Annotated in this window: 19 protein-coding genes and 1 pseudogene; all 20 read right to left on the bottom strand. The window is 72.6% G+C overall.

The window, feature by feature from the left end:
- Positions 1-567, bottom strand: a 567-nt coding sequence (locus VR45_RS11950; RefSeq protein ID WP_045939682.1) for an aldehyde dehydrogenase family protein, incomplete at its 3' end; no start/stop codon positions are given.
- Positions 568-717: 150 nt separating this feature from the next.
- Positions 718-1,722 carry a proline racemase family protein gene (locus tag VR45_RS11945; RefSeq protein WP_045939674.1) on the bottom strand — a complete coding sequence of 335 codons (1,005 nt, stop codon included), beginning with the start codon at positions 1,720-1,722 and terminating at the stop codon, positions 718-720.
- Positions 1,723-1,876: 154 nt separating this feature from the next.
- Positions 1,877-2,785 (bottom strand): dihydrodipicolinate synthase family protein, encoded by a 909-nt coding sequence (locus VR45_RS11940; protein WP_045939673.1) that lies wholly within the window; start codon positions 2,783-2,785, stop codon positions 1,877-1,879.
- A gap of 134 nt (positions 2,786-2,919) precedes the next feature.
- On the bottom strand, positions 2,920-4,449 hold the full coding sequence (locus VR45_RS11935; RefSeq protein WP_078896440.1) for an NAD(P)/FAD-dependent oxidoreductase: 1,530 nt from the start codon (positions 4,447-4,449) through the stop codon (positions 2,920-2,922).
- A complete protein-coding gene (locus tag VR45_RS11930; RefSeq protein ID WP_030299963.1) occupies positions 4,430-4,750 on the bottom strand; it encodes a (2Fe-2S)-binding protein in 321 nt (106 codons plus the stop codon). The genes VR45_RS11935 and VR45_RS11930 overlap by 20 nt, the downstream gene beginning before the upstream one ends.
- A 254-nt stretch (positions 4,751-5,004) precedes the next feature.
- Positions 5,005-6,174, bottom strand: coding sequence for an FAD-binding oxidoreductase (locus VR45_RS11925; RefSeq protein ID WP_234325947.1), 1,170 nt, complete (start codon positions 6,172-6,174; stop codon positions 5,005-5,007).
- A 138-nt stretch (positions 6,175-6,312) separates the two neighbouring features.
- Complete coding sequence (gene tatC / locus VR45_RS11920; protein WP_234325946.1) at positions 6,313-7,254, bottom strand: twin-arginine translocase subunit TatC; 942 nt, start codon at positions 7,252-7,254, stop codon at positions 6,313-6,315.
- Positions 7,255-7,324: 70 nt separating this feature from the next.
- A complete protein-coding gene (tatA, locus tag VR45_RS11915; RefSeq protein ID WP_045939670.1) occupies positions 7,325-7,633 on the bottom strand; it encodes a Sec-independent protein translocase subunit TatA in 309 nt (102 codons plus the stop codon).
- A gap of 190 nt (positions 7,634-7,823) precedes the next feature.
- Positions 7,824-8,003 (bottom strand): hypothetical protein, encoded by a 180-nt coding sequence (locus tag VR45_RS11910; protein WP_030395915.1) that lies wholly within the window; start codon positions 8,001-8,003, stop codon positions 7,824-7,826.
- A 99-nt stretch (positions 8,004-8,102) separates the two neighbouring features.
- Positions 8,103-8,309, bottom strand: coding sequence for a hypothetical protein (locus VR45_RS11905; RefSeq protein WP_234325945.1), 207 nt, complete (start codon positions 8,307-8,309; stop codon positions 8,103-8,105).
- A 27-nt stretch (positions 8,310-8,336) separates the two neighbouring features.
- A complete protein-coding gene (locus VR45_RS11900) occupies positions 8,337-9,293 on the bottom strand; it encodes a WYL domain-containing protein (RefSeq protein ID WP_045939668.1) in 957 nt (318 codons plus the stop codon).
- A 92-nt stretch (positions 9,294-9,385) separates the two neighbouring features.
- Positions 9,386-10,336, bottom strand: a pseudogene (locus tag VR45_RS11895) (WYL domain-containing protein); the annotation flags it as partial.
- A 215-nt stretch (positions 10,337-10,551) separates the two neighbouring features.
- On the bottom strand, positions 10,552-10,950 hold the full coding sequence (locus tag VR45_RS11890) for an FKBP-type peptidyl-prolyl cis-trans isomerase (RefSeq protein ID WP_045939667.1): 399 nt from the start codon (positions 10,948-10,950) through the stop codon (positions 10,552-10,554).
- An 83-nt stretch (positions 10,951-11,033) separates the two neighbouring features.
- Positions 11,034-12,347, bottom strand: a complete 1,314-nt coding sequence (locus VR45_RS11885) for an FKBP-type peptidyl-prolyl cis-trans isomerase (protein ID WP_052709020.1) — start codon at positions 12,345-12,347, stop codon at positions 11,034-11,036.
- A gap of 320 nt (positions 12,348-12,667) precedes the next feature.
- The gene (locus tag VR45_RS11880; RefSeq protein WP_052709019.1) at positions 12,668-13,660 is read right to left on the bottom strand and encodes an FKBP-type peptidyl-prolyl cis-trans isomerase; all 993 of its coding nucleotides are present in this window, start codon (positions 13,658-13,660) and stop codon (positions 12,668-12,670) included.
- A gap of 215 nt (positions 13,661-13,875) precedes the next feature.
- The gene (pafA, locus tag VR45_RS11875) at positions 13,876-15,237 is read right to left on the bottom strand and encodes a Pup--protein ligase (protein WP_045939666.1); all 1,362 of its coding nucleotides are present in this window, start codon (positions 15,235-15,237) and stop codon (positions 13,876-13,878) included.
- 122 nt (positions 15,238-15,359) lie between these two features.
- A complete protein-coding gene (gene prcA / locus VR45_RS11870) occupies positions 15,360-16,127 on the bottom strand; it encodes a proteasome subunit alpha (protein ID WP_045939665.1) in 768 nt (255 codons plus the stop codon).
- A gap of 31 nt (positions 16,128-16,158) precedes the next feature.
- Positions 16,159-16,998, bottom strand: coding sequence for a proteasome subunit beta (gene prcB, locus VR45_RS11865; protein WP_045939664.1), 840 nt, complete (start codon positions 16,996-16,998; stop codon positions 16,159-16,161).
- A 184-nt stretch (positions 16,999-17,182) separates the two neighbouring features.
- Entirely contained in the window at positions 17,183-17,401 is a 219-nt protein-coding gene (locus tag VR45_RS11860) for a ubiquitin-like protein Pup (RefSeq protein WP_030299936.1), read from the bottom strand.
- Positions 17,402-17,575: 174 nt separating this feature from the next.
- Positions 17,576-19,087: a depupylase/deamidase Dop gene (dop, locus tag VR45_RS11855; RefSeq protein ID WP_045939663.1), complete on the bottom strand. Its 1,512-nt coding sequence runs from the start codon at positions 19,085-19,087 to the stop codon at positions 17,576-17,578.
- Positions 19,088-19,292 lie beyond the last annotated feature (205 nt).

Below are 19,292 nucleotides of genomic sequence, written 5' to 3'. Positions count from 1 at the left end.
AGGCACCACGGTGAAGACATCGGCCGGCAGCCCGGCCTCGGCGACCAGCTCGGCCAGCCGGCGGGCGCAGCCGATCGCCTCCGAGGAGGGCTTGAGCACCACGGTGTTGCCGACGGCCAGCGCCGGGGCGGCCTTCCAGGTGGGGATCGCCAGCGGGAAGTTCCACGGCGTGACCAGACCGGCCACCCCGTACGGGCGGCGGCGGGTGAGCAGCAGGCCGGGCCCGCCGGCGGTCTCGTGCACCTCGCCGGAGGCGGCGAACGGCGCCTGCGCGTAGTAGCGCCAGATCGCGACGGTGCGGGCGACCTCGCCGCGCGCCTCGGCGATCGGCTTGCCGACCTCACGGACGACCAGCTCGGCCAGCTCCTCGGCATGCGCCTCGACGACCGCGGCGATCCGGGTGAGCGCGGCCGAGCGGCCGCCGGCGCCGGCGGCGAGCCAGCCGGGCTGGGCGGCGCGGGCACGGGCGACGGTGGCCAGGACGGCCTCGGCACCGGGGGCGGGCGCCTCGGCGACGAGGTCCGCGGGGTCGGCGGGGTTGTACGAACGGATCGTCACTGCAGGCAGCCCTTCGGGGGGTTCGACGGGTTTTCGGAGCGGGTCGGATGGCAGGCCCCGCGGCGGTCGGCCGGCCCCGGGACGGGGGGCCGGCCGGCCGCGGGGCCGGGGCGGAGCAGGAAGCCGGCCGGAGCGGGAAGCCCGGAGCGGCAGGCCGGGTCAGAGCAGGAAACCGGCCGGGAACGGGTCGCTGGGGTCGAGGAAGTACTGGGCGGTGCCGGTGATCCAGGCCCGCCCGGTGACGGTCGGCACGACGGCCGTCCGCCCGCCCACCTCGGTCTCCTCCACCAGCCGCCCGATGAAGGTGGTCCCGATGAAGGAGTCGTTGCGGAAGTCCCGGTCCAGCGGCAGCTCACCGCGCGCGTGCAGCTGGGCCATCCGGGCCGAGGTGCCGGTGCCGCAGGGCGAGCGGTCGAACCAGCCGGGGTGGATGGCCATCGCGTGCCGGGAGTGCTCGGCGGTCGAACCGGGGGCCAGCAGCTGCACGTGGTGGCAGCTGTGGATGGACGGGTTCTCCGGGTGCACCGGCCGGTCCGGGCTCGCGTTGATGGCGTCCATCAGGGCGAGGCCCGCGTCCAGGATCTCCTGCTTGCGCTCCCGCTCGAACGGCAGGCCGAACTCCGCCAGCGGCAGGATCGCGTAGAAGTTGCCGCCGTACGCCAGGTCGTAGGTCACCGTGCCGTAGCCCGGGACCTCGATCTTGCGGTCCAGCGCCTCCGAGTAGGACGGCACGTTGCGGATGGTGACCGCCGTGGCGGCACCGTTCTCGACCGCGACGTCCGCGACCACCAGGCCCGCCGGGGTGTCCAGCCGGACGGTGGTGACCGGCTCGACGACCGGCACCATGCCGGTCTCGACCAGCACGGTGGCCACGCCGATGGTGCCGTGGCCGCACATCGGCAGCAGGCCGCTGACCTCGATGTAGAGCACGCCGAAGTCGGCGTCCGGCCGGGTCGGCGGCTGCAGGATGGCGCCGCTCATCGAGGCGTGGCCCCGGGGCTCGTACATCAGCAGGGTCCGGAAGTGGTCCAGGTGCTCCTGGAAGTGCGTCCGGCGCTCGGCCATGGTGGCACCGGGAATGACACCGAACCCACCGGTGATGACCCGGGTGGGCATGCCCTCGGTGTGCGAGTCGACGGCGTGGAAGACGTGACGGCTGCGCATCTGCTGACGCTCCGTGGGTGGGGAGATGGCTGGCTTTCATCGAGGCCGGGACGGTCCGGACGGGGGCGGACCGGCGGGGCCGGAAGGTGGTCCGGAGGCCGGCTGCCCCCGCAGCCGGCCGTCCCGGACACTCGGAACCGGAATCCGGTTCGGATCAGGCGAGGCCCTCGGCCAGCGCCTTCTCGGTGGCCGCGCGGACGGCTGCCTCGATCTCCGGCGTCAGCGGCAGGCGCGGCGCGCGGGTCGGACCGCCGGGGCGGCCGGCGATGTCCATGGAGAGCTTGATCGCCTGGACGAACTCCGTCTTGGAGTCCCAGCGCAGCAGCGAGTGCAGCGCCTTGTACAGCGGCAGCGCGGTGTTCAGGTCGTGGGCGATGGCGGCCTTGTACAGCGCGGCGCTCGCCTCCGGCAGCGCGTTCGGGTAACCGGCGATCCAGCCGACTGCGCCGGCCAGGGCCAGCTCCAGCAGCACGTCGTCGGCGCCGATCAGCAGGTCCAGGCCCGGGGCCAGCTCCGCGATCTCGTAGGCCCGGCGGACGTCGCCGCTGAACTCCTTGACCGCGACGATCGAGCCCTCGGCGTGCAGCTCGGCGAGCAGCGTCGGGACCAGGTCGACCTTGGTGTCGATCGGGTTGTTGTAGGCGACGATCGGCACGCCGGCCTTGGCGACCTCGGCGTAGTGCCCGCGGACGGCGTCGTGGTCGGCCCGGTAGGCGTTCGGCGGCAGCAGCAGCACGGAGCCGGCGCCGGCCTCAGCGGCCTGCTCGGCCCAGCGGCGGGACTCGGCGCTGCCGTAGGCGGCGACACCCGGCATCACGCGGGAGCCGTCGCCGGCGGCCTCGACCGCGACCTCGACGACCTTGGCGCGCTCCTCGGCGGTCAGGGTCTGGTACTCGCCGAGCGAGCCGTTGGGGACGACACCGTCGCAGCCCGACTCGATCAGCCAGCGGACGTGGTCGGCGTACGCGTCGTAGTCGACGGAGAGGTCCGGGCGCAGCGGGAGCGTGGTGGCGACCATGATGCCGCGCCAGGGCCGGGTGGTGTCGTGCGAGATCTGGGACACGGATGACTCCTTGGTGAGGTGTGACATTTTATTAGAAGGCGCGCGGTGGAGACAAGAGCCACCACCGGGCGTTTTCGGTCGGATTCGGACCGACCGGCCGACGGGAGCGGCCGGTCCGTCCGATCCGGCCGGTGCTACCGGTCCTGCCGGTCGTCCTGGTGGTCCTGCTGGCCCTGCTGGTCCTGGTCAGCCTGGTGGCCCCGGCCGTCCTGGTCAGCCAGGTCGTCCCGCTCGGCCGCGAGTTGCCCGAGCGGAACGGGACAGGAGAACGGCCGACTGTCCGGCCGGACCTCGGCCCCGTCGGCGCCGCCCGCCAGGCAGGCCACCGCCGGACCGCACATCCGGCCCTGGCACCAGCCCATCCCGGCCCTGGTCAGCAGCTTGACGGTGCGCGCGTCGCCCGCGCCCAGCTCGTCCACCGCCTCCTTGATCCGCCCGGCCGGGACCTCCTCGCAGCGGCAGACATCGGTGTCCTCCCGCAGCCAGTCGGTCCAGCCCGGCCCGGGCCGGTGGGCGGCGGCCATCAGCTCGGCGAAGGCCCGCAGCCGGGAGCGCCGGCGCAGCAGCGCGGTGCGCACCGGCCGGTCCGCGACCGCGTGCGCCGCCAGCTCGCCCTCGGCGATCGCGAGATCCGCGCCGCCGACACCGCAGGCCTCGCCGGCCGCCCAGAGCCCGGGCACGGTGGTCCGCAGGCGGGCGTCGACCTTGAGCGCGGCCGTTCCGTCGGGGGTGGTCCTGGTGGCCGCGCCCAGCTCGGTGGCCAACTCGATCTGCGGAATCAGACCGTGGCCGACGGCGAGCGCGTCGCAGGCGATCCGCCGCTCACTGCCGGGCACCGGACGCCACTCGGCGTCCAACCGGGCCACCGTGACGGCGGTGACCCGGTCGGTGCCGTGCGCCTCGACCACCGCGCTGCGCGGCCGCAGCCGGACGCCGTGGCGCAGCAGCGCCGAACCGTGCCCGGCGCCCTCGACCAGCTTGGCCGGGACGGCGGCCAGCACGCCGGGGCGTCGGGCGTACCCGAGGTACGCGGTGGCCTCCACCACGGCCGGCACCTCGGCACCGGCCGTGACCAGGGAGGAGGCCGCCGCGAGCAGCAGCGGGCCGCTGCCCGCCACCACGATCCGCCGACCGGGCAGCACCAGACCGGCCTTGAGCATGGCCTGCGCGCCGCCCGCGGTGACCACCCCGGGCAGGGTCCAGCCGGGGAAGGGCAGCTGCCGCTCGTACGCGCCGGTGGCGAGCAGGACGGCGGCGGCGCGGACGGTGGTCCGGTCGTCGGCGTCCGGGCCGGTGGTGGCGTGCAGCCGCCAGTCGCCGTCCCCGGCCCGCTCCAGCGCCCAGACCTGGTGGCCGGTGAGCAGCTCGACGCGGCCGGCCGCGCGGTGGGCGGCGAGCCGGTCGGAGAGGCCGGTGTAGACGGACCAGCCGTGGTGCAGCCGGTCGGGGCGGGCGGCGCCGAGGCCGGGCGCGGGGTGGCGGTAGAACTGGCCGCCGGTGCTCCGGCCGGCGTCGACCAGGACGCAGCGCAGGCCGAGGTCGGCGGCGGTCACGGCGGCGGCGAGGCCGCCGGGGCCGGCGCCGATCACCGCGAGGTCGTGGAACGGGCCGCCGGAGCCGTGGGCTCCGGGGGACTGCGCGGGCTCAGACTTCGAGGTCGGCACGGCCGTGGCCCTCCTGGGTGGTGACGGTGGTGCCGGGCTCGGCCGGCAGCAGGCAGGTGCGCTGGTTGGGCCGCCCGTCGACGGTGGCCAGGCAGTCGAAGCAGGCGCCGATGCCGCAGAACGCCCCGCGCGGCTTCCCGCCGACCCGGGTGGTGCGCCAGGCGAGCACACCGTCGGCCCAGAGGGCGGCGGCGATCGTCTGCCCGGGCAGCGCGGGCACGGGCCGGCCGTCGAACTCGATGGTGTGGGCGGGCCCGGGCTCGGCCCGGACCAGCTCCGCGGGGGTGCGGGTACGGCGCATGGGTGGGGGTTCTCCGTTCAGCTCACGAGCCGATCGTGGGGTTGTCGGGGGGCAGCGACGGGCCGAGGGGCCCCGCCGGGCCGGGTGCTCGCGGCCCGGCGGGACACACGGTCCTGTCGGCACGCACGGTCCTGCCGCCGGCGGCCCTGCGGGTTCGCGGCCCTCCGGGGTGTCCGTCCTGCAGGTGTCCGTGCACTTTGCAAAGTGCACTTTGCAAAGTCCTCGCACACTTTGCAAAGTGCACGGGCACCCCCTCAGGCCGCGGCCTCCGCCGCCGGGAAGCGGTCGGGCCGGAAGGGCGCGAGGTCGCGTTCCGGGTCCTTGCCGGTGAGCTGCTGGGCGATCAGCGCCCCGGTGCCCGGGGCCAGGCCGATGCCGGCGCCCTCGTGGCCGCAGGCGTGGTACAGACCGGGCACCCGGGGGTCGGCGCCGATCGCGGGCAGATGGTCCGGGAGGTACGGACGGAAGCCCCGGTAGGCGCGCATCACGTTCACCCCGGCCAGCACCGGGAAGAGCGCGGCCGCCTGGGCCGCCAGCCGGTGCAGCACCTCGACCGAGAGGGTGCGGTCGAAGCCGACCCGCTCGCGGCTGGCGCCGATCAGCACCGGCCCGCCCGGCGTCCCCTCGACCACGGCCGAGGTCTGCAGGGCGGCCGAGCCGCTGGCGACGTCGGCGACGTAGTCGGCGGCGTACACCTTGTGCCGGACGATCCGCGGCAGCGGCTCGGTCACCAGGACGAACCCGCGCCGCGGCAGCACCGGCAGCCCGACACCGGCCAGCGCGGCCAGTTCCCCGCCCCAGGTGCCGGCGGCGTTGACCACGGCGGCCGTGTCCAGCCGCCGCCGCTCGGTCTCGACCCCGCGGACGGCGCCGTCGGCGCCGATCCGCAGCGCCCGGACGGCCTCGCCCGTGTACAGCCGGGCACCCGCGCGGCGAGCGGCACGCAGCAGGTGGGCGGCGGCCAGCGCGGGCTGGACCTGGGAGTCCTGGGGGTAGTGGAACCCCCCGGCCAGCCCCGGGGCGAGGTGCGGCTCCAGTTCGCGGAGCCGCTCGCCGGGGATCTCCTCGGCGAGGACTCCGGAGCCGGCCTGCCCGGCCGCGAAGGCGCGCAGCGCCTCCTGCCGTTCGGGCGTGCCGGCGACCACCAGACCGCCCTTGTCCTCGTACTCGACGGCGGTGCCGAACTCGGCGGCGAGTTCGCGCCAGAGTCCGCCGGAGTACAGGGCGAGGTCGAGTTCGGGACCGGGCTCCTTGTCGGAGACGAGCAGGTTGCCCTCGCCGGCGCCGGTGGTGCCGCCGGCGACCGGGCCGCGGTCGACGACGTCGACCGCGAGCCCGGCCCGCGCGGCGTAGTACGCGCAGGCGGCGCCGACGACGCCGGCTCCGACCACCACGACGTCCGGGAGTCTCTGTGAGTGGGACACGGCAGTAATATGTCACATGCCATCGAACCTGCCAAGACTGCCCCGGGCACGAACGGGCGAGTCGCACCAAAAAGCCCCGGCCCACCGCAAAACGGCGGGCCGGGGCTCGGCGGGATCACCCGCGACGGATCAGACGGATCAGGTGATGTCGTCCATCTGCTCGGTCCGCGCGGCCGGTACATGGCCGGAGGCGCTCGGCGTGGCGGAGGCCTCGATCGCCTCGGCCCCGGCGACCGGTGCCACCGACAGGTCCACGTGCGAAGCCTCCTCGTCGTCCAGCGCGAGGTCCGGGTTGCGCCGGGCCCGGCGCCGGTCGTTCAGCATCGCCACACCGACCGCGACGAAGTACAGGCCCCAGATCGGCGCGGCCAGCGCCAGCATGCTCAGCGGGTCGGCACTCGGCGTCGCGAAGGCCGCGAACACGGTGATGCCCATCACCATGCCGCGCCACCAGCCGAGCAGCCGCTTGCCGGTGACAACGCCGACCAGGTTCAGCATGACCAGCAGCAGCGGGAACTCGAAGGCCAGGCCGAACACCATCACCAGCCGGGTGGCGATGTCGAAGTAGTCCGCGGGCGGCAGGATCGGCGTGGTCTCGTCAGGGGTGAACGAGAGCAGCACGTCGACGGTCACCGGCAGCAGCAGGATCGCCAGCGTCACACCGGCCAGGAACAATGGCGCGCCGCACACCATGAAGATGATCGTGTACTTGCGCTCGTGCTTGTGCAGGCCCGGCGCCACGAAAGCCCACAGCTGGTACAGCCAGACCGGGACCGTGGCGACCACACCGGCCGTCAGAGCGACCTTGAGCATCCAGTTGAAGCCCGCGGTCAGACCAATGGTGGAGACCTCCGCACAGCGGCCCGTGGGCGCCGCGAGGAACTCCGGCGTACACCGCTGGATCGGCTTGAGCAGCAGGGTCTCGATCTGCTTGTGGAAGATCAGCGCGATGATCGTGAACAGCACGATCGCCAGGACCGACTTGACCACGCGGTTCCGCAGTTCCCGCAGGTGGTCGGCGAGGGCCATCCGCCCCTCGGGATCCTTGGCCGTCTTCGGCGCCTTAGTGAGCTTGCTCAACCCCGGTCCTCAACTTGTGCGTCGGGGCCCGCCGGTCGACGGGCCTCCAGTGGTGGCGTGCGGCGCGCGCTCAGCGCGTCCCGCCCTCCGGGGCGGAGTGACTCGCGGACTGACCGGCGGCCGGCTCGCTCACCGGGCGGGCGCCCGCGGACGCACCCGGGGCGGACTGGATGGTCTTCGCGGCGACGCCCTCGGCCGCCGCCGGGGCGGACGCGGCCGGGGTGTCGGCGGAGCCGTCGGTGCGCATCGCCTTCGCCTCGCTCTTGAGGATCCGGGCCGACTGGCCGAGCGAGCGCGCCAGGTCCGGCAGCCGCTTGGCGCCGAAGAGCACAATGGCAATGACCGCGACCACCAGGATCGCGGTGAACGAGACCCGCATGCTCGACCACCTTCAGTTTCGGCGGCACCGACCGGGCCGCTCGCTGCGGGGATGGTAACCGCTGCGGATGACACCGTGACGACTGCCGCCCGAACAGGACAGCGGCCCCCCGTTCGCATTCAGGAGCCATCTGAGAGCGTAACGCGCCCCCACGGCCGAACAGCAGCCCCCCGCAACCGCGGACCCGGGCTCAGGGCCTGGCCGCCGCCGAGGCCGCGAGGTCCTCGGCCGCCTCGGCCAGTGCCCGGGAGGCGGTGTCCACTCCCTTGGCCAGCGCCCGCACGTCCAGCCAGAGCCGGACCGCGAGGACGCCGAGCACCAGCAGGCCGGCGGTGACGAGGAGGACTGCGGCGACGGGCATCCAGGACATGCCCCTACCCTATCGGCCCGCCCCGGACCCGGAGCGCGTCACCCGACCCCGGAGCGCGCCACCGGGCACCGGCGCACGCGGCCGGGGCCCGCCCCCGGTTCACTGGTCGGCCGGCACCAGCCGCATCGTCCGCACCCCGGCCTCGGTCAGCGCCGCGACGATCTTCTCCCCGGCCGGCTTGCGCACCGCCGCCCCGCACAGCGGGCAGGAGAAGCTGTAGTGCGTCCGGTCCGCCGTCCGGCCGAAGGTCAGCCGGAACCCCTCGGCGGGCACCTCCACCTTCTCCCGGCACTCGGAGCAGTACACCTTGAATCTGGTACCGGGCTCCACGGCTCAGACCAGCCCGTCACCGTAGTGGGCGAGCGCCTCCAGCGCCGCGGCCCGCGCCTGCTCGACGAGCGCGGGCGGGGAGACGATCCGCCCGTCCCGGCCCAGCCGCAGGGCCAGCGGGCGCAGCTGCGAGGGGTCGGCGCTGCGCAGGGTGATCCGCAGTCCGCCGTCGGGCAGTTCCTCGGCGTGGTCGTGGGTGTAGTACTCGGCGACCCAGCGCCCGCCGGAGGTGACCTCGACGACGACCTCGGGGTCGTCGGCGGAGGGGTTGACCAGTCCGCCGGAGAGGTCGCGCGGCTCGCGCTTGGGCGGGTCGGCGGGGACGTCCAGGACCTTGATCTCGGCGACCCGGTCGAGCCGGAACATCCGGTGGTCCTCGGAGGTCCGGCACCAGGCCTCCAGGTAGGTGTGGCCCTCGGTGAGCAGCCGGATCGGGTCGACCTCGCGCTCGGTCATGCCGCCGCGCCCGTGCGAGTAGTAGCGCAGCCAGAGCCGGCGGCCCTCGCTGAGGGCGCGGTCGATGTCGGCGAAGACGTGGCTCTCGGCCTCGAAGGTGACACCGACCCGGGCACTGCCCTCGGCACTCTCCCCCGCCGCGTTCTCGATCTTGGCGACGGCCCGGGTGAGGGCCTCGCGGTCGCCGGCCCGCAGGCCGGGCAGGCCGGCCACGGCGCGGGCGGCGACCAGCAGGGCGGTCGCCTCGTCGGCGGCGAGGCGCAGCGGCTGGGCGACGTCGTCGACGTTGTGCCACCAGATCCGCTCGCCGTCGGTGTCGATGTCGAGCAGGTCACCGCCGCGGAAGCTGGTGCCGCACATCGGCAGCACGTTGAGGTCGGCGATGAGTTCGCGCTCGCTGATGCCGAAGGCGCGGGCGACCTCGGCCACCTCGGCGCCGGGACGCTCGCGCAGGTAGGTGACCAGCGAGAGCATCCGCCGGGTCTGGTCGATCGCGTTGCTCATGCCCGCACGTCCTCGGTCTCGGTCCTGTCTACCCCAGCGGTACCGGCCACCCCGGCACCGGCCACCCCAGTGGTACCGGCCACTCCGGCACCGGCCACCGCGCGCAGCCGGTCGACGACGTCCGCCCGCAGTTCCTCGGGGCCGACGACGAGCACGTCGGGCCCGAACTCGGCGAGGTCGGCGCCGAGCCCGTTGCCGAAGGGGATGTCGAGTTCGTCCCAGGTGTCGTCGATCCGGCGGGTGCCGAGCGCCTTGGTGCGCAGCGGGAAGCCGGCGCCGCGGCGGACCCGGACGACGGCGGTGGCGGTGGCGCCCTCGCCGGCGAACTTGGCGACGGTGGCGCGGACGTCGACGTGCTCGGGCACGGAGCCGAGGAAGGCGCCGGAGCGGGCGCGGACCTTGCCGGTGATCCGGCCGAGCCGGAACACCCGGGCGTCCTCGCGGTCGCGGTCCCAGCCGGCCAGGTACCAGTGGCCGCGCCAGCATTCCAGGGCCCAGGGCTCGACGCTGCGCTGCTGGGCGGCGGCGGCGCCGGCCTTGCGGTACTCGAAGGTGACCGGGCGGCGGTCGCGGGCGGCGGTGAGCAGCGGTTCGAACGCGGCCTCGCGGGCGGGGATGCGCGGTTCGAGGGCAGGCCGGCCCTCGGTCTCGGTGAACGGGACGCCGGCGGCGCGCAGCTTCTGGAGGGCGCCGCTGGCGGCGCCGGACATCTTGGCCTGCTGCCAGACGCGGGCGGCGAGGGTGAGCGCGGCGGCTTCCTCGGCGTCGAGGGCGATCTCCGGCAGGCGGTTGCGGTCGGCGCGGGCGAGGTAGCCGAGTTCGCCGTCGAGGGCGTTCTCGTCGACGTCGATGACCAGTCCGAGTTCGCGCAGGTCGTCCTTGTCCCGCTCGAACATCCGGTTGAAGGCTTCCTCGCTGCTGTGCTGCCAGGCTTCGCGGTAGGCCTCGATGGATTCCCGCAGCTCCTTCTTGGAGAGCGGACGTCTGGTGTTCATCAGGCACAGGGCGAGATTCATCAGCCGCTCTGCCTTGGCGATCGCCATCGCTGACCCTTCCGGTGTGCCGCGCCGCGCGCGGGGTGTGCCCGCCGGGGCGTCGTGGACCCGGCGGGACCGACCGTACCGGTAGCGGTACGCGGTGCAAAAGCCGAGCCGGGGAACGACCGGGGCCGCACCCCGCGGAGGGGGTGCGGCCCTGGTGGTCGGCGTGCTCGGACTCCGACCGGTCAGCGTGCTCGGACGCCGATGGGTCAGCGTGCTCAGACGCCGATCAGGTCGACCACGAAGATCAGGGTCGAGCCGGCCGGGATGGCCGGGGTCGGCGACTGGTTGCCGTAGCCCAGGTGCGGCGGGATGACCAGCTCGCGGCGGCCGCCGACCTTCATGCCGACGACGCCCTGGTCCCAGCCCTTGATGACGCGGCCGCCGCCGAGCGGGAACTTGAAGGTCGAACCGCGGTTCCAGCTGGCGTCGAACTCCTCGCCCGTCGCGAAGGTCACGCCGACGTAGTGGACCTCGACGACCTGGCCGGGCTTGGCCTCCTCGCCGGTGCCGACCACGATGTCGCGGATCTGCAGCTCGGTCGGCGCGTCGCCGACCGGGAAGTCGATCTCAGGCTTGCTCACTTGATGCCTCGTTTCACGGTTGGTTCGGTCCATGACCAAGCGGCGGGCCCCGTCCGGGTCCGGCCACGCGGCCGGACCCGGAGGTCACACGCACACCATTGTCACCCGAAAGTGGATCAGCCCTGACCCGCGTCGAGGATGTCGACGACGAAGACCAGCGTGGAGTTGGCCGGGATGTCGCCCTGGGCCTGGTCCTTGTAGCCGAGGGAGGCCGGGATGACCAGCTCGACGCGGCTGCCGATGGTCTGGCCCTCCAGGCCCTGGTCCCAGCCGGCGATGACCTGGCCGCCGCCGAGCGGGAAGGAGAACGCCTGGCCCTTGCTGAGCGAGGAGTCGAAGACCTTGCCGTCCTTGAACAGCGCGCCGGTGTACTGGACGAGGATCTTCTCGCCCTTCTCGACCTTGCGGCCGTCGCCCTTGATCAGGACGTGGCTCTTGAGCTCGGTCGGATCGGCGGCGCCGGGCACCGGGGTGATGTCGGCGGGCTTCTTGCCGTTGTCCTTGACCTGCGGGAAGTCCGCGGGCGGCGGGGTCACGGTGCCGCTGACCACGGCGTCGGGGGCGTTGCTGTTGCGGATGTCGATGACGAAGACCAGGTTGTCCTTCGCCCCGATCGACATGCTGGGGTTGCCCTGGGCGCCGAAGGCGGCGGCCGGCGGGGCGACCACGAGCAGCCGGGAACCGGCCTTCTTGCCGACGACGGCCTGGTCGAGCGCCGGGATGAGGGCGTCGGTGCCGGCCTGGAAGATCTGCGGCTTGCCCTTGTCGTCGTACGAGGACGGGATGTCCTTGCCGGTGTTCCAGTCCTTGCCGGTGTAGTCGACCGAGGTCCAGGAGTTCTTCTCGACCTTGGGGCCGTTGCCCTCGGAGAGAACCTTCACCACGAAGCTGCCGTCGGCCTGGTCGGCGGGCGGCACCTCGATAGTGGCCTTCTTGCCGAAGTCGCCGGTGACGGTCGGCAGCACCTTGGCGCTGTCCTTGATCGGCGGGACGGGCTCGGCGCTCGGCGTGGCCGGGGCGGACTTGGCGGTGTCCGGCTTGGCGGCGGTGGTGTCGTCGGAGGAGCCGTCCTTGTTCACCAGGTACAGGGTGACGGCGCTGCCGATGAGCAGGACGCCCAGGACGGTGCCGAGGATCACACCGAGCCGGCCGACGTTGCCGGGGTTCTCGTCGTACCCGGCCTCGGAACCGTCCTGGCGGCGGACGGTGGACGCGAAGATCTGCGGGACCTCGTCGGTCTTCGTCCCTCCGGTCCGCGGCGCCTCGTCGGTGCCGCCCCAGCCGGCCTGCTGCCGCAGGATCGCCGGGGGGACGATGATCGACTCGCCGTCGCCCGGGAGCGGGCCGCCGGGCCGCGAGTCGGCCGGGTCTCCGACGGAGTTACCGTGCGCGGTGCCGGACCCGCCCGGGCTCGACTCTTTCTCAGACATGACTCCCCATCCATCTCGCCACGAGGTATTCGAGGTCTACGGCCGGCGTGGTGGCGCCGGGGTGCTGTCGCACTGCCCGCCCGGACCCCGGACGCCGGCGGCGCCTACCACAGTGCGAGGGCAGTATGACAGGTCAGGATGAGGGCGGGCGCTTCCGTGTGCGAGCGCCCGCCCAAGCGTACGGAATCTCCCTGGGCCGAAACCAGCCCGGGTGAAGGATCTCCGCATTCCCCACGCCCGGGGCGGTCCGACGGAAAACCCCGACGGACGACCGACAGACGCTCCGACCGGGCGGACCGACCGGACGGCCCGGGCGGCGGCTAGACCGCTTCCAGGATGTCGATCACGAAGACCAGGGTGGAGTTCGGCGGCACCGAGCCCTGCGCCTGGTCCTTGTAGCCGAGGGCCGGCGGCACCACGAGCTCGACCCGGCTGCCGACGGTCTGCCCGACCAGCCCCTTGTCCCAGCCCTCGATCACGCTGCCGGTGCCGATCTGCAGGGCCTGCGCCCCGCCGTGGCTCCAGGAGGAGTCGAACTGCTGGCCGTTGGCCCACAACACCCCGGTGTACTGCACGACCAGCGTCTGCCCGGACTTGACCTGCTTGCCCTCGCCCTTGATCAGCACGGCCTGCTGCAGCTCGGTCGGCGGGGCCTGTCCGGCCGGCACGGTGATGGTGACCGCGGCCTTGCCGTTGTCCTTGACCTGCGGCAGGTTGGCCGGAGGCGGCGTCATGGCGCCGGAGAGCGTGGCGTCCGGCGGCAGGCTCTCCATGATGTCCAGCACGAAGACCACGGTGTCGCCGCCGGCGACGCCCAGCTGGGTGCTGCCCTGGCTGCCGAACGCGGCGGCGGGCGGGGCGACGACCAGCAGCCGGCTGCCGACCTTCTTGCCGATCACGCTCTGGTCGAAGGCCGGCACCAGCTGCCCGCTGCCCGCCTGGTAGAGCTGCGGCTTGCCGCCGGAGTCGTAGGAGCTGGGCAGGTCCTTGCCGGTGGTCCAGTCCTTCGCGGTGTAGTTGACGGTCACCCAGTCGCCCTTGTTGACCGTGGAGCGGTCGCCCTCGCTGACGGTGTTCACCACGAACTGCCCGCTGGGCTGCTGGCCCTCGGGGATGGTGATGGTGGCCTTGCTCCCGAAGCCCCCGCCGGACAGGGTCGGCATCGGCGAGGCCTCGTTCACCGGGGCCGGCACGGTGGGCGCGGCACTGGGCGACGCGGTGGGCGTGGCCTGGCTGACGGGCTTGGGGGAACTGCTGCAGGCCACCGCCAGCAACAGGGGCAGGGTGACAAGCAACCCGGCGGTGCGGCGCACGGCTTTCCTCACTGTCGGTCAAAGTCGGCTCTCCGGACCCGGCTCCGGACTCGACGGACAGCGTATGCGCAGACGGTGCCCGGTCCCGGGAGGCACCACCGGGACCGAACACCGCGAAGATCACATCGGCGGGGGCACCGCTCCCCCGCCGCCGCACGTCAGCAGCACCGGTCGGACACCGGCGCCGCGCCGGTCACAGGCCGGCGCCCACCGGATCACATGCCGGCGATGAGCTTCTCCACCCGCTCGTCGACGGACCGGAACGGGTCCTTGCACAGCACGGTGCGCTGGGCCTGGTCGTTCAGCTTGAGGTGCACCCAGTCGACGGTGAAGTCGCGGCGCTGCTCCTGCGCCCGGCGGATGAAGTCGCCGCGCAGCCGGGCCCGGGTGGTCTGCGGCGGGATCGACTTGGCCTCGAAGGTCTTGAGGTCGGTGGTCACCCGCTGCGCCTGGTTCTTGGCCTGGAGCAGGTAGAACAGGCCGCGGCGGCGGTGGATGTCGTGGTAGGCCAGGTCGATCTGGGCGATCCGGGGGTTGCTCATGCTCATCTGGTGCTTCTCGCGGTAGCGCTCGATGAGCTTGTACTTCATGATCCAGTCGATCTCGTTCGCGACCCCGTCGAGCTGTTCGCTCCGGACCGCCTCCAGGGTGCGGCCCCACAGGTCGAGGACCCGGGCGATGGTGCCGGTGTTGATGCCCTTGCGGTCGGCGAACTCCAGCGCCTTGGTGTAGTACTCCTCCTGGATGTCCAGGGCGCTGGCCTCCCGGCCGTTGGCGAGCCGGACCTGGTGGGTACCGGTGAGGTCGTGGCTGACCTCGCGGATCGCCCGGATCGGGTTCTCCAGGGTGAGGTCGCGCATGACCACGCCGGCCTCGATGAGCCGGAGCACCAGGTCGGTGGAGCCCACCTTGAGCAGGGTGGTGGTCTCCGACATGTTGGAGTCGCCGACGATGACATGCAGCCGGCGGTAGCGCTCGGCGTCGGCGTGCGGCTCGTCGCGGGTGTTGATGATCGGGCGGGAGCGGGTGGTCGCGGAGCTGACGCCCTCCCAGATGTGCTCGGCCCGCTGGCTGACGCAGTAGACCGCGCCGCGCGGGGTCTGCAGCACCTTGCCGGCGCCGCAGATGAGCTGCCGGGTCACCAGGAACGGGATCAGCACGTCCGCCAGCCGGGAGAACTCGCCGTGCCGGGCCACCAGGTAGTTCTCGTGGCAGCCGTAGGAGTTGCCGGCCGAGTCGGTGTTGTTCTTGAACAGGTAGACGTCCCCGGCGATGCCCTCCTCGTGCAACCGCCGCTCGGCGTCCACCAGGAGGCCCTCGAGGATGCGCTCGCCCGCCTTGTCGTGCGTCACCAGCTCGGTGACGTCGTCGCACTCGGGGGTGGCGTACTCGGGGTGGGAGCCCACGTCGAGGTAGAGGCGGGCACCGTTGCGCAGGAACACGTTGCTGCTGCGGCCCCAGGAGACTACGCGGCGGAAGAGGTACCGGGCCACCTCGTCCGGGGACAGCCTGCGCTGCCCGCGGAACGTACAGGTGACGCCGTACTCGTTCTCCAGCCCGAAAATTCGGCGGTCCATGGGCCATCCATTCTCTGATGGGAGCTGTCCGAAACCGCCTCCGCGACGCCGTCGGGGCCGCCGCAGGGGCACCGGGGTCCCCGCGGCGGACGTCGCCGGCCGCCGCGGGGACCCCGCAGGCACTACTGGTCGGAGTCGGCCGGCGGGGTGGCCGCCGGCTTCTCCTCGTCGTCCGTCTCGGCGGACTGGTCGCCGTCGAGCAGCCGGGCGAGCTGACCGCCCAGGATCCGCTTGAACTTGCGCTGCTGGAAGCGCTCGCGGTCGAGGACCGCCACCTCCAGCTGGTCGGGGGTGAGGGTGCGCGGGCTGCCGCCGTTGGGGTCGCGGGCGAGCGAGTCCACGGCGACCTTGATGGCCTCGGTGAGCGAGAACCCGGCCCGGTGGCGCTGGCCGAGGTAGTTGCCGATCGAGTCGGCGTTGCCGCCGACCACCACGTAGTTCTTCTCGTCGACGACCGAGCCGTCCGGGGTCAGCCGGTAGATCTGGTCGTCCTCGGTGCTGCGGCCGACCTCGGCCACGATCAGCTCGACCTCGTAGGGCTTCTCGCCGACCGAGGAGAAGATCGTGCCCAGCGTCTGGGCGTAGACGTTGGCCAGGCCCCGGGCGGTGACGTCGGCCCGGTCGTAGGTGTAGCCGCGCAGGTCGGCGTAGCGCACGCCGCCGATGCGCAGGTTCTCGAACTCGTTGTAGCGGCCGACCGCCGCGAAGGCGATCTGGTCGTAGATCTCGGACACCTTGTGGAGCGCCCTGGAGGTGTTCTCGGCGACGAAGACGATGCCGTCGGCGTAGGTGAGCACGACCACGCTGCGACCACGCGCGATGCCCTTGCGGGCGTACTCCGCGCGGTCCGCCATGGCCTGCTGGGGGGAGACGTAGAACGGTGTCGACACCGGCGGTCGTCCCTTCCTTCTCGGTTGACGGCTAGAGCAGCGGGGCCTGGGGCCCGTTGGGGTGGGTCAGGCGCTGGTCGGTGATGGAGACGGCGATCGCGGTGACCTCCGCCTCGGTGAGCCGGCGGAAGCCGTCCTCGGTGATCAGCGAGACGATCGGGAAGATCTTGCGGGCGAGGTCGGGGCCACCGGTCGCGGAGTCGTCGTCGGCCGCGTCGTAGAGGGCCTGGACGACCATGGTGGACGCCTGCTCGGCCGTCAGGTCCTCGCGGTAGAGCTTCTTCATCGAGCCGCGGGCGAAGACCGAGCCGGAGCCGGTGGCGGCGAAGCCGCGCTCCTCGGAGCGGCCGCCGGTGACGTCGTAGGTGAAGATCCGGCCGCGGCCCAGGTCGGTGTCGTAGCCCGCGAACATCGGGACGACCGCGAGGCCCTGCATCGCCATGCCCAGGTTGCCCCGGATCATGGCGGTCAGCCGGTTGGCCTTGCCCTCCAGGGAGAGGACGGCGCCCTCGATCTTCTCGTAGTGCTCCAGCTCCAGCTGGAACATCCGGACCATCTCGATCGCGAGGCCGGCGGTGCCGGCGACGCCGACCGCGCTGTACTCGTCGGCGGGGAAGACCTTCTCCATGTCGCGCTGGGCGATCACATTGCCCATCGTCGCGCGGCGGTCACCGGCCAGCACCACACCGCCGTCGAAGACCGCGGCGACGATGGTCGTCCCGTGCGGGGCCTCGATGACGCCCTCGGGCAGGCGCTGCCGCCCGGGGATCAGCTCGGGCCGGTGGGCCTCCAGGAAGTCGAGGAACGACGAGGACCCCGGGGTGAGGAAGGCAGCCGGTAGACGCCCGGTGCCACGAGTGTTGGCTTCCACACGATTCCTTCCAGGTAGCTTGAAGCGCGCACTGCCCGACCCTATCGGCCGGGCGATCACTGTCCAGCGGGCCCGTGGGCCGGGACCGGGCGGACGGGCGGCTCGCGCCGCCCGTCCGCCGTCATCGGCCGCGACCGTGAATTCCCGGAATGCCCGCCGGGCGCCCGGCCGGTTTCCGGTCCGGTTACTGTCCGCCCTTTTGCACGAACTGCCGCACGAAATCCTCGGCGTTCGATTCCAGGACCTCGTCGATTTCGTCCAGAACCGCGTCGACGTCGTCGCTCAGCTTTTCCTGGCGTTCCTTGAGCTCGTCGGAATTCTGCGCTTCCGCGGCCTGCTCCTCGACCTCCTCGGAGGAGCGGTTCGCCCGCTGCTGGCCGCCGCCGGTGTCCTTGCTCGCCATTTACCTCACCCCGCTCGATCATCTGGCACGGTTTGGTCGCTGCTTGCTGCATCGACCCTATACACAAGCTGCGACAACCCGCTTCCGGTTTGCCGGTGGCGCTTCCTGTCCAACACCCGCCGTCCCCCCGGATGATTCCCATTTGCCCGGGCTTCACCCGTGGTGATCGAAAAGTTACCCGCCGGAGAGCACCCGCAGCAGGTCCTCCGCCGTGCGGCAGCGGTCCAGCAGCGCCTTGACGTGGTTGCGGGTGCCGCGCAGCGGCTCCAGGGTGGGGACCCGCTGCAGCGAGTCCCGGCCCGGCAGGTCGAAGATCACCGAGTCCCAGGAGGCCGCCGCGACGTGCTCCGCGTACTGCTCGAGACAGCGCCCCCGGAAGTACGCCCGGGTGTCCTCCGGCGGCTTGGTGACGGCCCTGACGACCTCTTCCTCGGTCACCAGCCGGTCGAACCGGCCACGGGCCACCAGACGGTTGTAGAGGCCCTTCTCGGGCCGCACGTCGCTGTACTGGAGGTCGACCAGGGCGAGCCGCGGGTTGTCCCACTCCAGCCCGTCCCGGTTGCGGTAGCCCTCCAGGAGCTCCCGCTTGGCGATCCAGTCCAGCTGCCGGGAGAGCGACATCGGGTCCCGCTCCAGCCGGCCCAGCACGTCCTCCCAGCGGGCCAGCACGTCCACGGTCTGCTCGTCGGCGTCGGTGCCGAAGCGGTCCTCGACGTACTTGCGGGCCAGCTCGAAGTACTCCAGCTGGAGCTGGACGGCGGTGAGCCGGCGCCCGCTGCGCAGTGTGACCAGGTGCTTCAGCGAGGGGTCGTGGGAGATCCGGTGCAGGGTGCGCACCGGCTGGTCGACGGCCAGGTCGGAGGTGATGAAGGCGTCCTCGATCATGGCCAGGACCAGCGAGGTGGTGCCGAGCTTGAGGTAGGTGGAGATCTCGGAGAGGTTGGCGTCCCCGATGATCACGTGCAGCCGGCGGTACTTCTCGGCGTCGGCGTGCGGCTCGTCCCTGGTGTTGATGATCGGGCGCTTGAGGGTGGTCTCCAGTCCCACCTCGACCTCGAAGAAGTCGGCGCGCTGGCTGATCTGGAAGCCGTGCGCGGAGCCGTCCTGCCCGATCCCGATCCGGCCGGCGCCGGTGACCACCTGGCGGGAGACGAAGAACGGGGTGAGGTGGCGGACGATGTCGGCGAACGGGGTCGCCCGCTTCATCAGGTAGTTCTCGTGGGTGCCGTAGGAGGCGCCCTTGTTGTCGGTGTTGTTCTTGTACAGGTGGATGGTCTGCCCGTTGGGCAGTTCCAGGGCGCGCTGTGCGGCTGCCGCCATGATCCGTTCGCCGGCCTTGTCCCAGAGCACGGCGTCGCGCGGGTTGGTCACCTCGGGCGAGCTGTACTCGGGGTGCGCGTGGTCCACGTAGAACCGCGCGCCGTTGGTGAGGATGATGTTGGCGAGGCCGATGTCCTCGTCCGTCAGCTGGCTGGCGTCGGCGATGTCCCGTGCGAGGTCGAAGCCCCGGGCATCGCGCAGCGGATTCTCCTCCTCGAAGTCCCAGCGGGCCCGCCGGGCCCGGTGCATCGCCGCCGCGTACGCGTTGACGATCTGGGACGAGGTGAGCATGGCGTTGGCGTTGGGGTGCCCGGGCACGGAGATCCCGTACTCGGTCTCGATGCCCATCACGCGCCGTACGGTCATGCGGCCCTCCTTGCCCCGGTGCGCCGCCCCCGACGGACGGCACACGCTGACGTACCGCTGATCAACACCGACGCCGGGCCGTCTGCCCGCGAACGGTGGGTCGAGCCTAGAACGCCGTACCGATCGGCGGGCCCCGAGACGCGCCGTCCGGCTGCGGGGCCGCGAGGCGCCACAGCCGGACGGGGTGCGTGCGTTCCGGAGGTCC

The sequence above is a fragment of the Streptomyces sp. NRRL S-495 genome, from assembly GCF_000966955.1.
Classification (GTDB): domain Bacteria; phylum Actinomycetota; class Actinomycetes; order Streptomycetales; family Streptomycetaceae; genus Kitasatospora; species Kitasatospora purpeofusca.
The sequence above is the reverse complement of the archived record's forward strand: the minus strand, read 5'-3'. Positions and strand labels throughout refer to the sequence as shown.

Bases quoted from the DNA above. Each gene is read 5' to 3' on its own strand.
- VR45_RS11945 (WP_045939674.1), bottom strand. From the start codon at position 1,722: ATGCGCAGCCGTCACGTCTTCCACGCCGTCGACTCGCACACCGAGGGC.
- VR45_RS11930 (WP_030299963.1), bottom strand. From the start codon at position 4,750: ATGCGCCGTACCCGCACCCCCGCGGAGCTGGTCCGGGCCGAGCCCGGG.
- tatA (WP_045939670.1), bottom strand. From the start codon at position 7,633: ATGCGGGTCTCGTTCACCGCGATCCTGGTGGTCGCGGTCATTGCCATT.
- VR45_RS11910 (WP_030395915.1), bottom strand. From the start codon at position 8,003: ATGTCCTGGATGCCCGTCGCCGCAGTCCTCCTCGTCACCGCCGGCCTG.
- VR45_RS11900 (WP_045939668.1), bottom strand. From the start codon at position 9,293: ATGAGCAACGCGATCGACCAGACCCGGCGGATGCTCTCGCTGGTCACC.
- VR45_RS11890 (WP_045939667.1), bottom strand. From the start codon at position 10,950: ATGGACCGAACCAACCGTGAAACGAGGCATCAAGTGAGCAAGCCTGAG.
- VR45_RS11885 (WP_052709020.1), bottom strand. From the start codon at position 12,347: ATGTCTGAGAAAGAGTCGAGCCCGGGCGGGTCCGGCACCGCGCACGGT.
- pafA (WP_045939666.1), bottom strand. From the start codon at position 15,237: ATGGACCGCCGAATTTTCGGGCTGGAGAACGAGTACGGCGTCACCTGT.
- VR45_RS11860 (WP_030299936.1), bottom strand. From the start codon at position 17,401: ATGGCGAGCAAGGACACCGGCGGCGGCCAGCAGCGGGCGAACCGCTCC.
- dop (WP_045939663.1), bottom strand. From the start codon at position 19,087: ATGACCGTACGGCGCGTGATGGGCATCGAGACCGAGTACGGGATCTCC.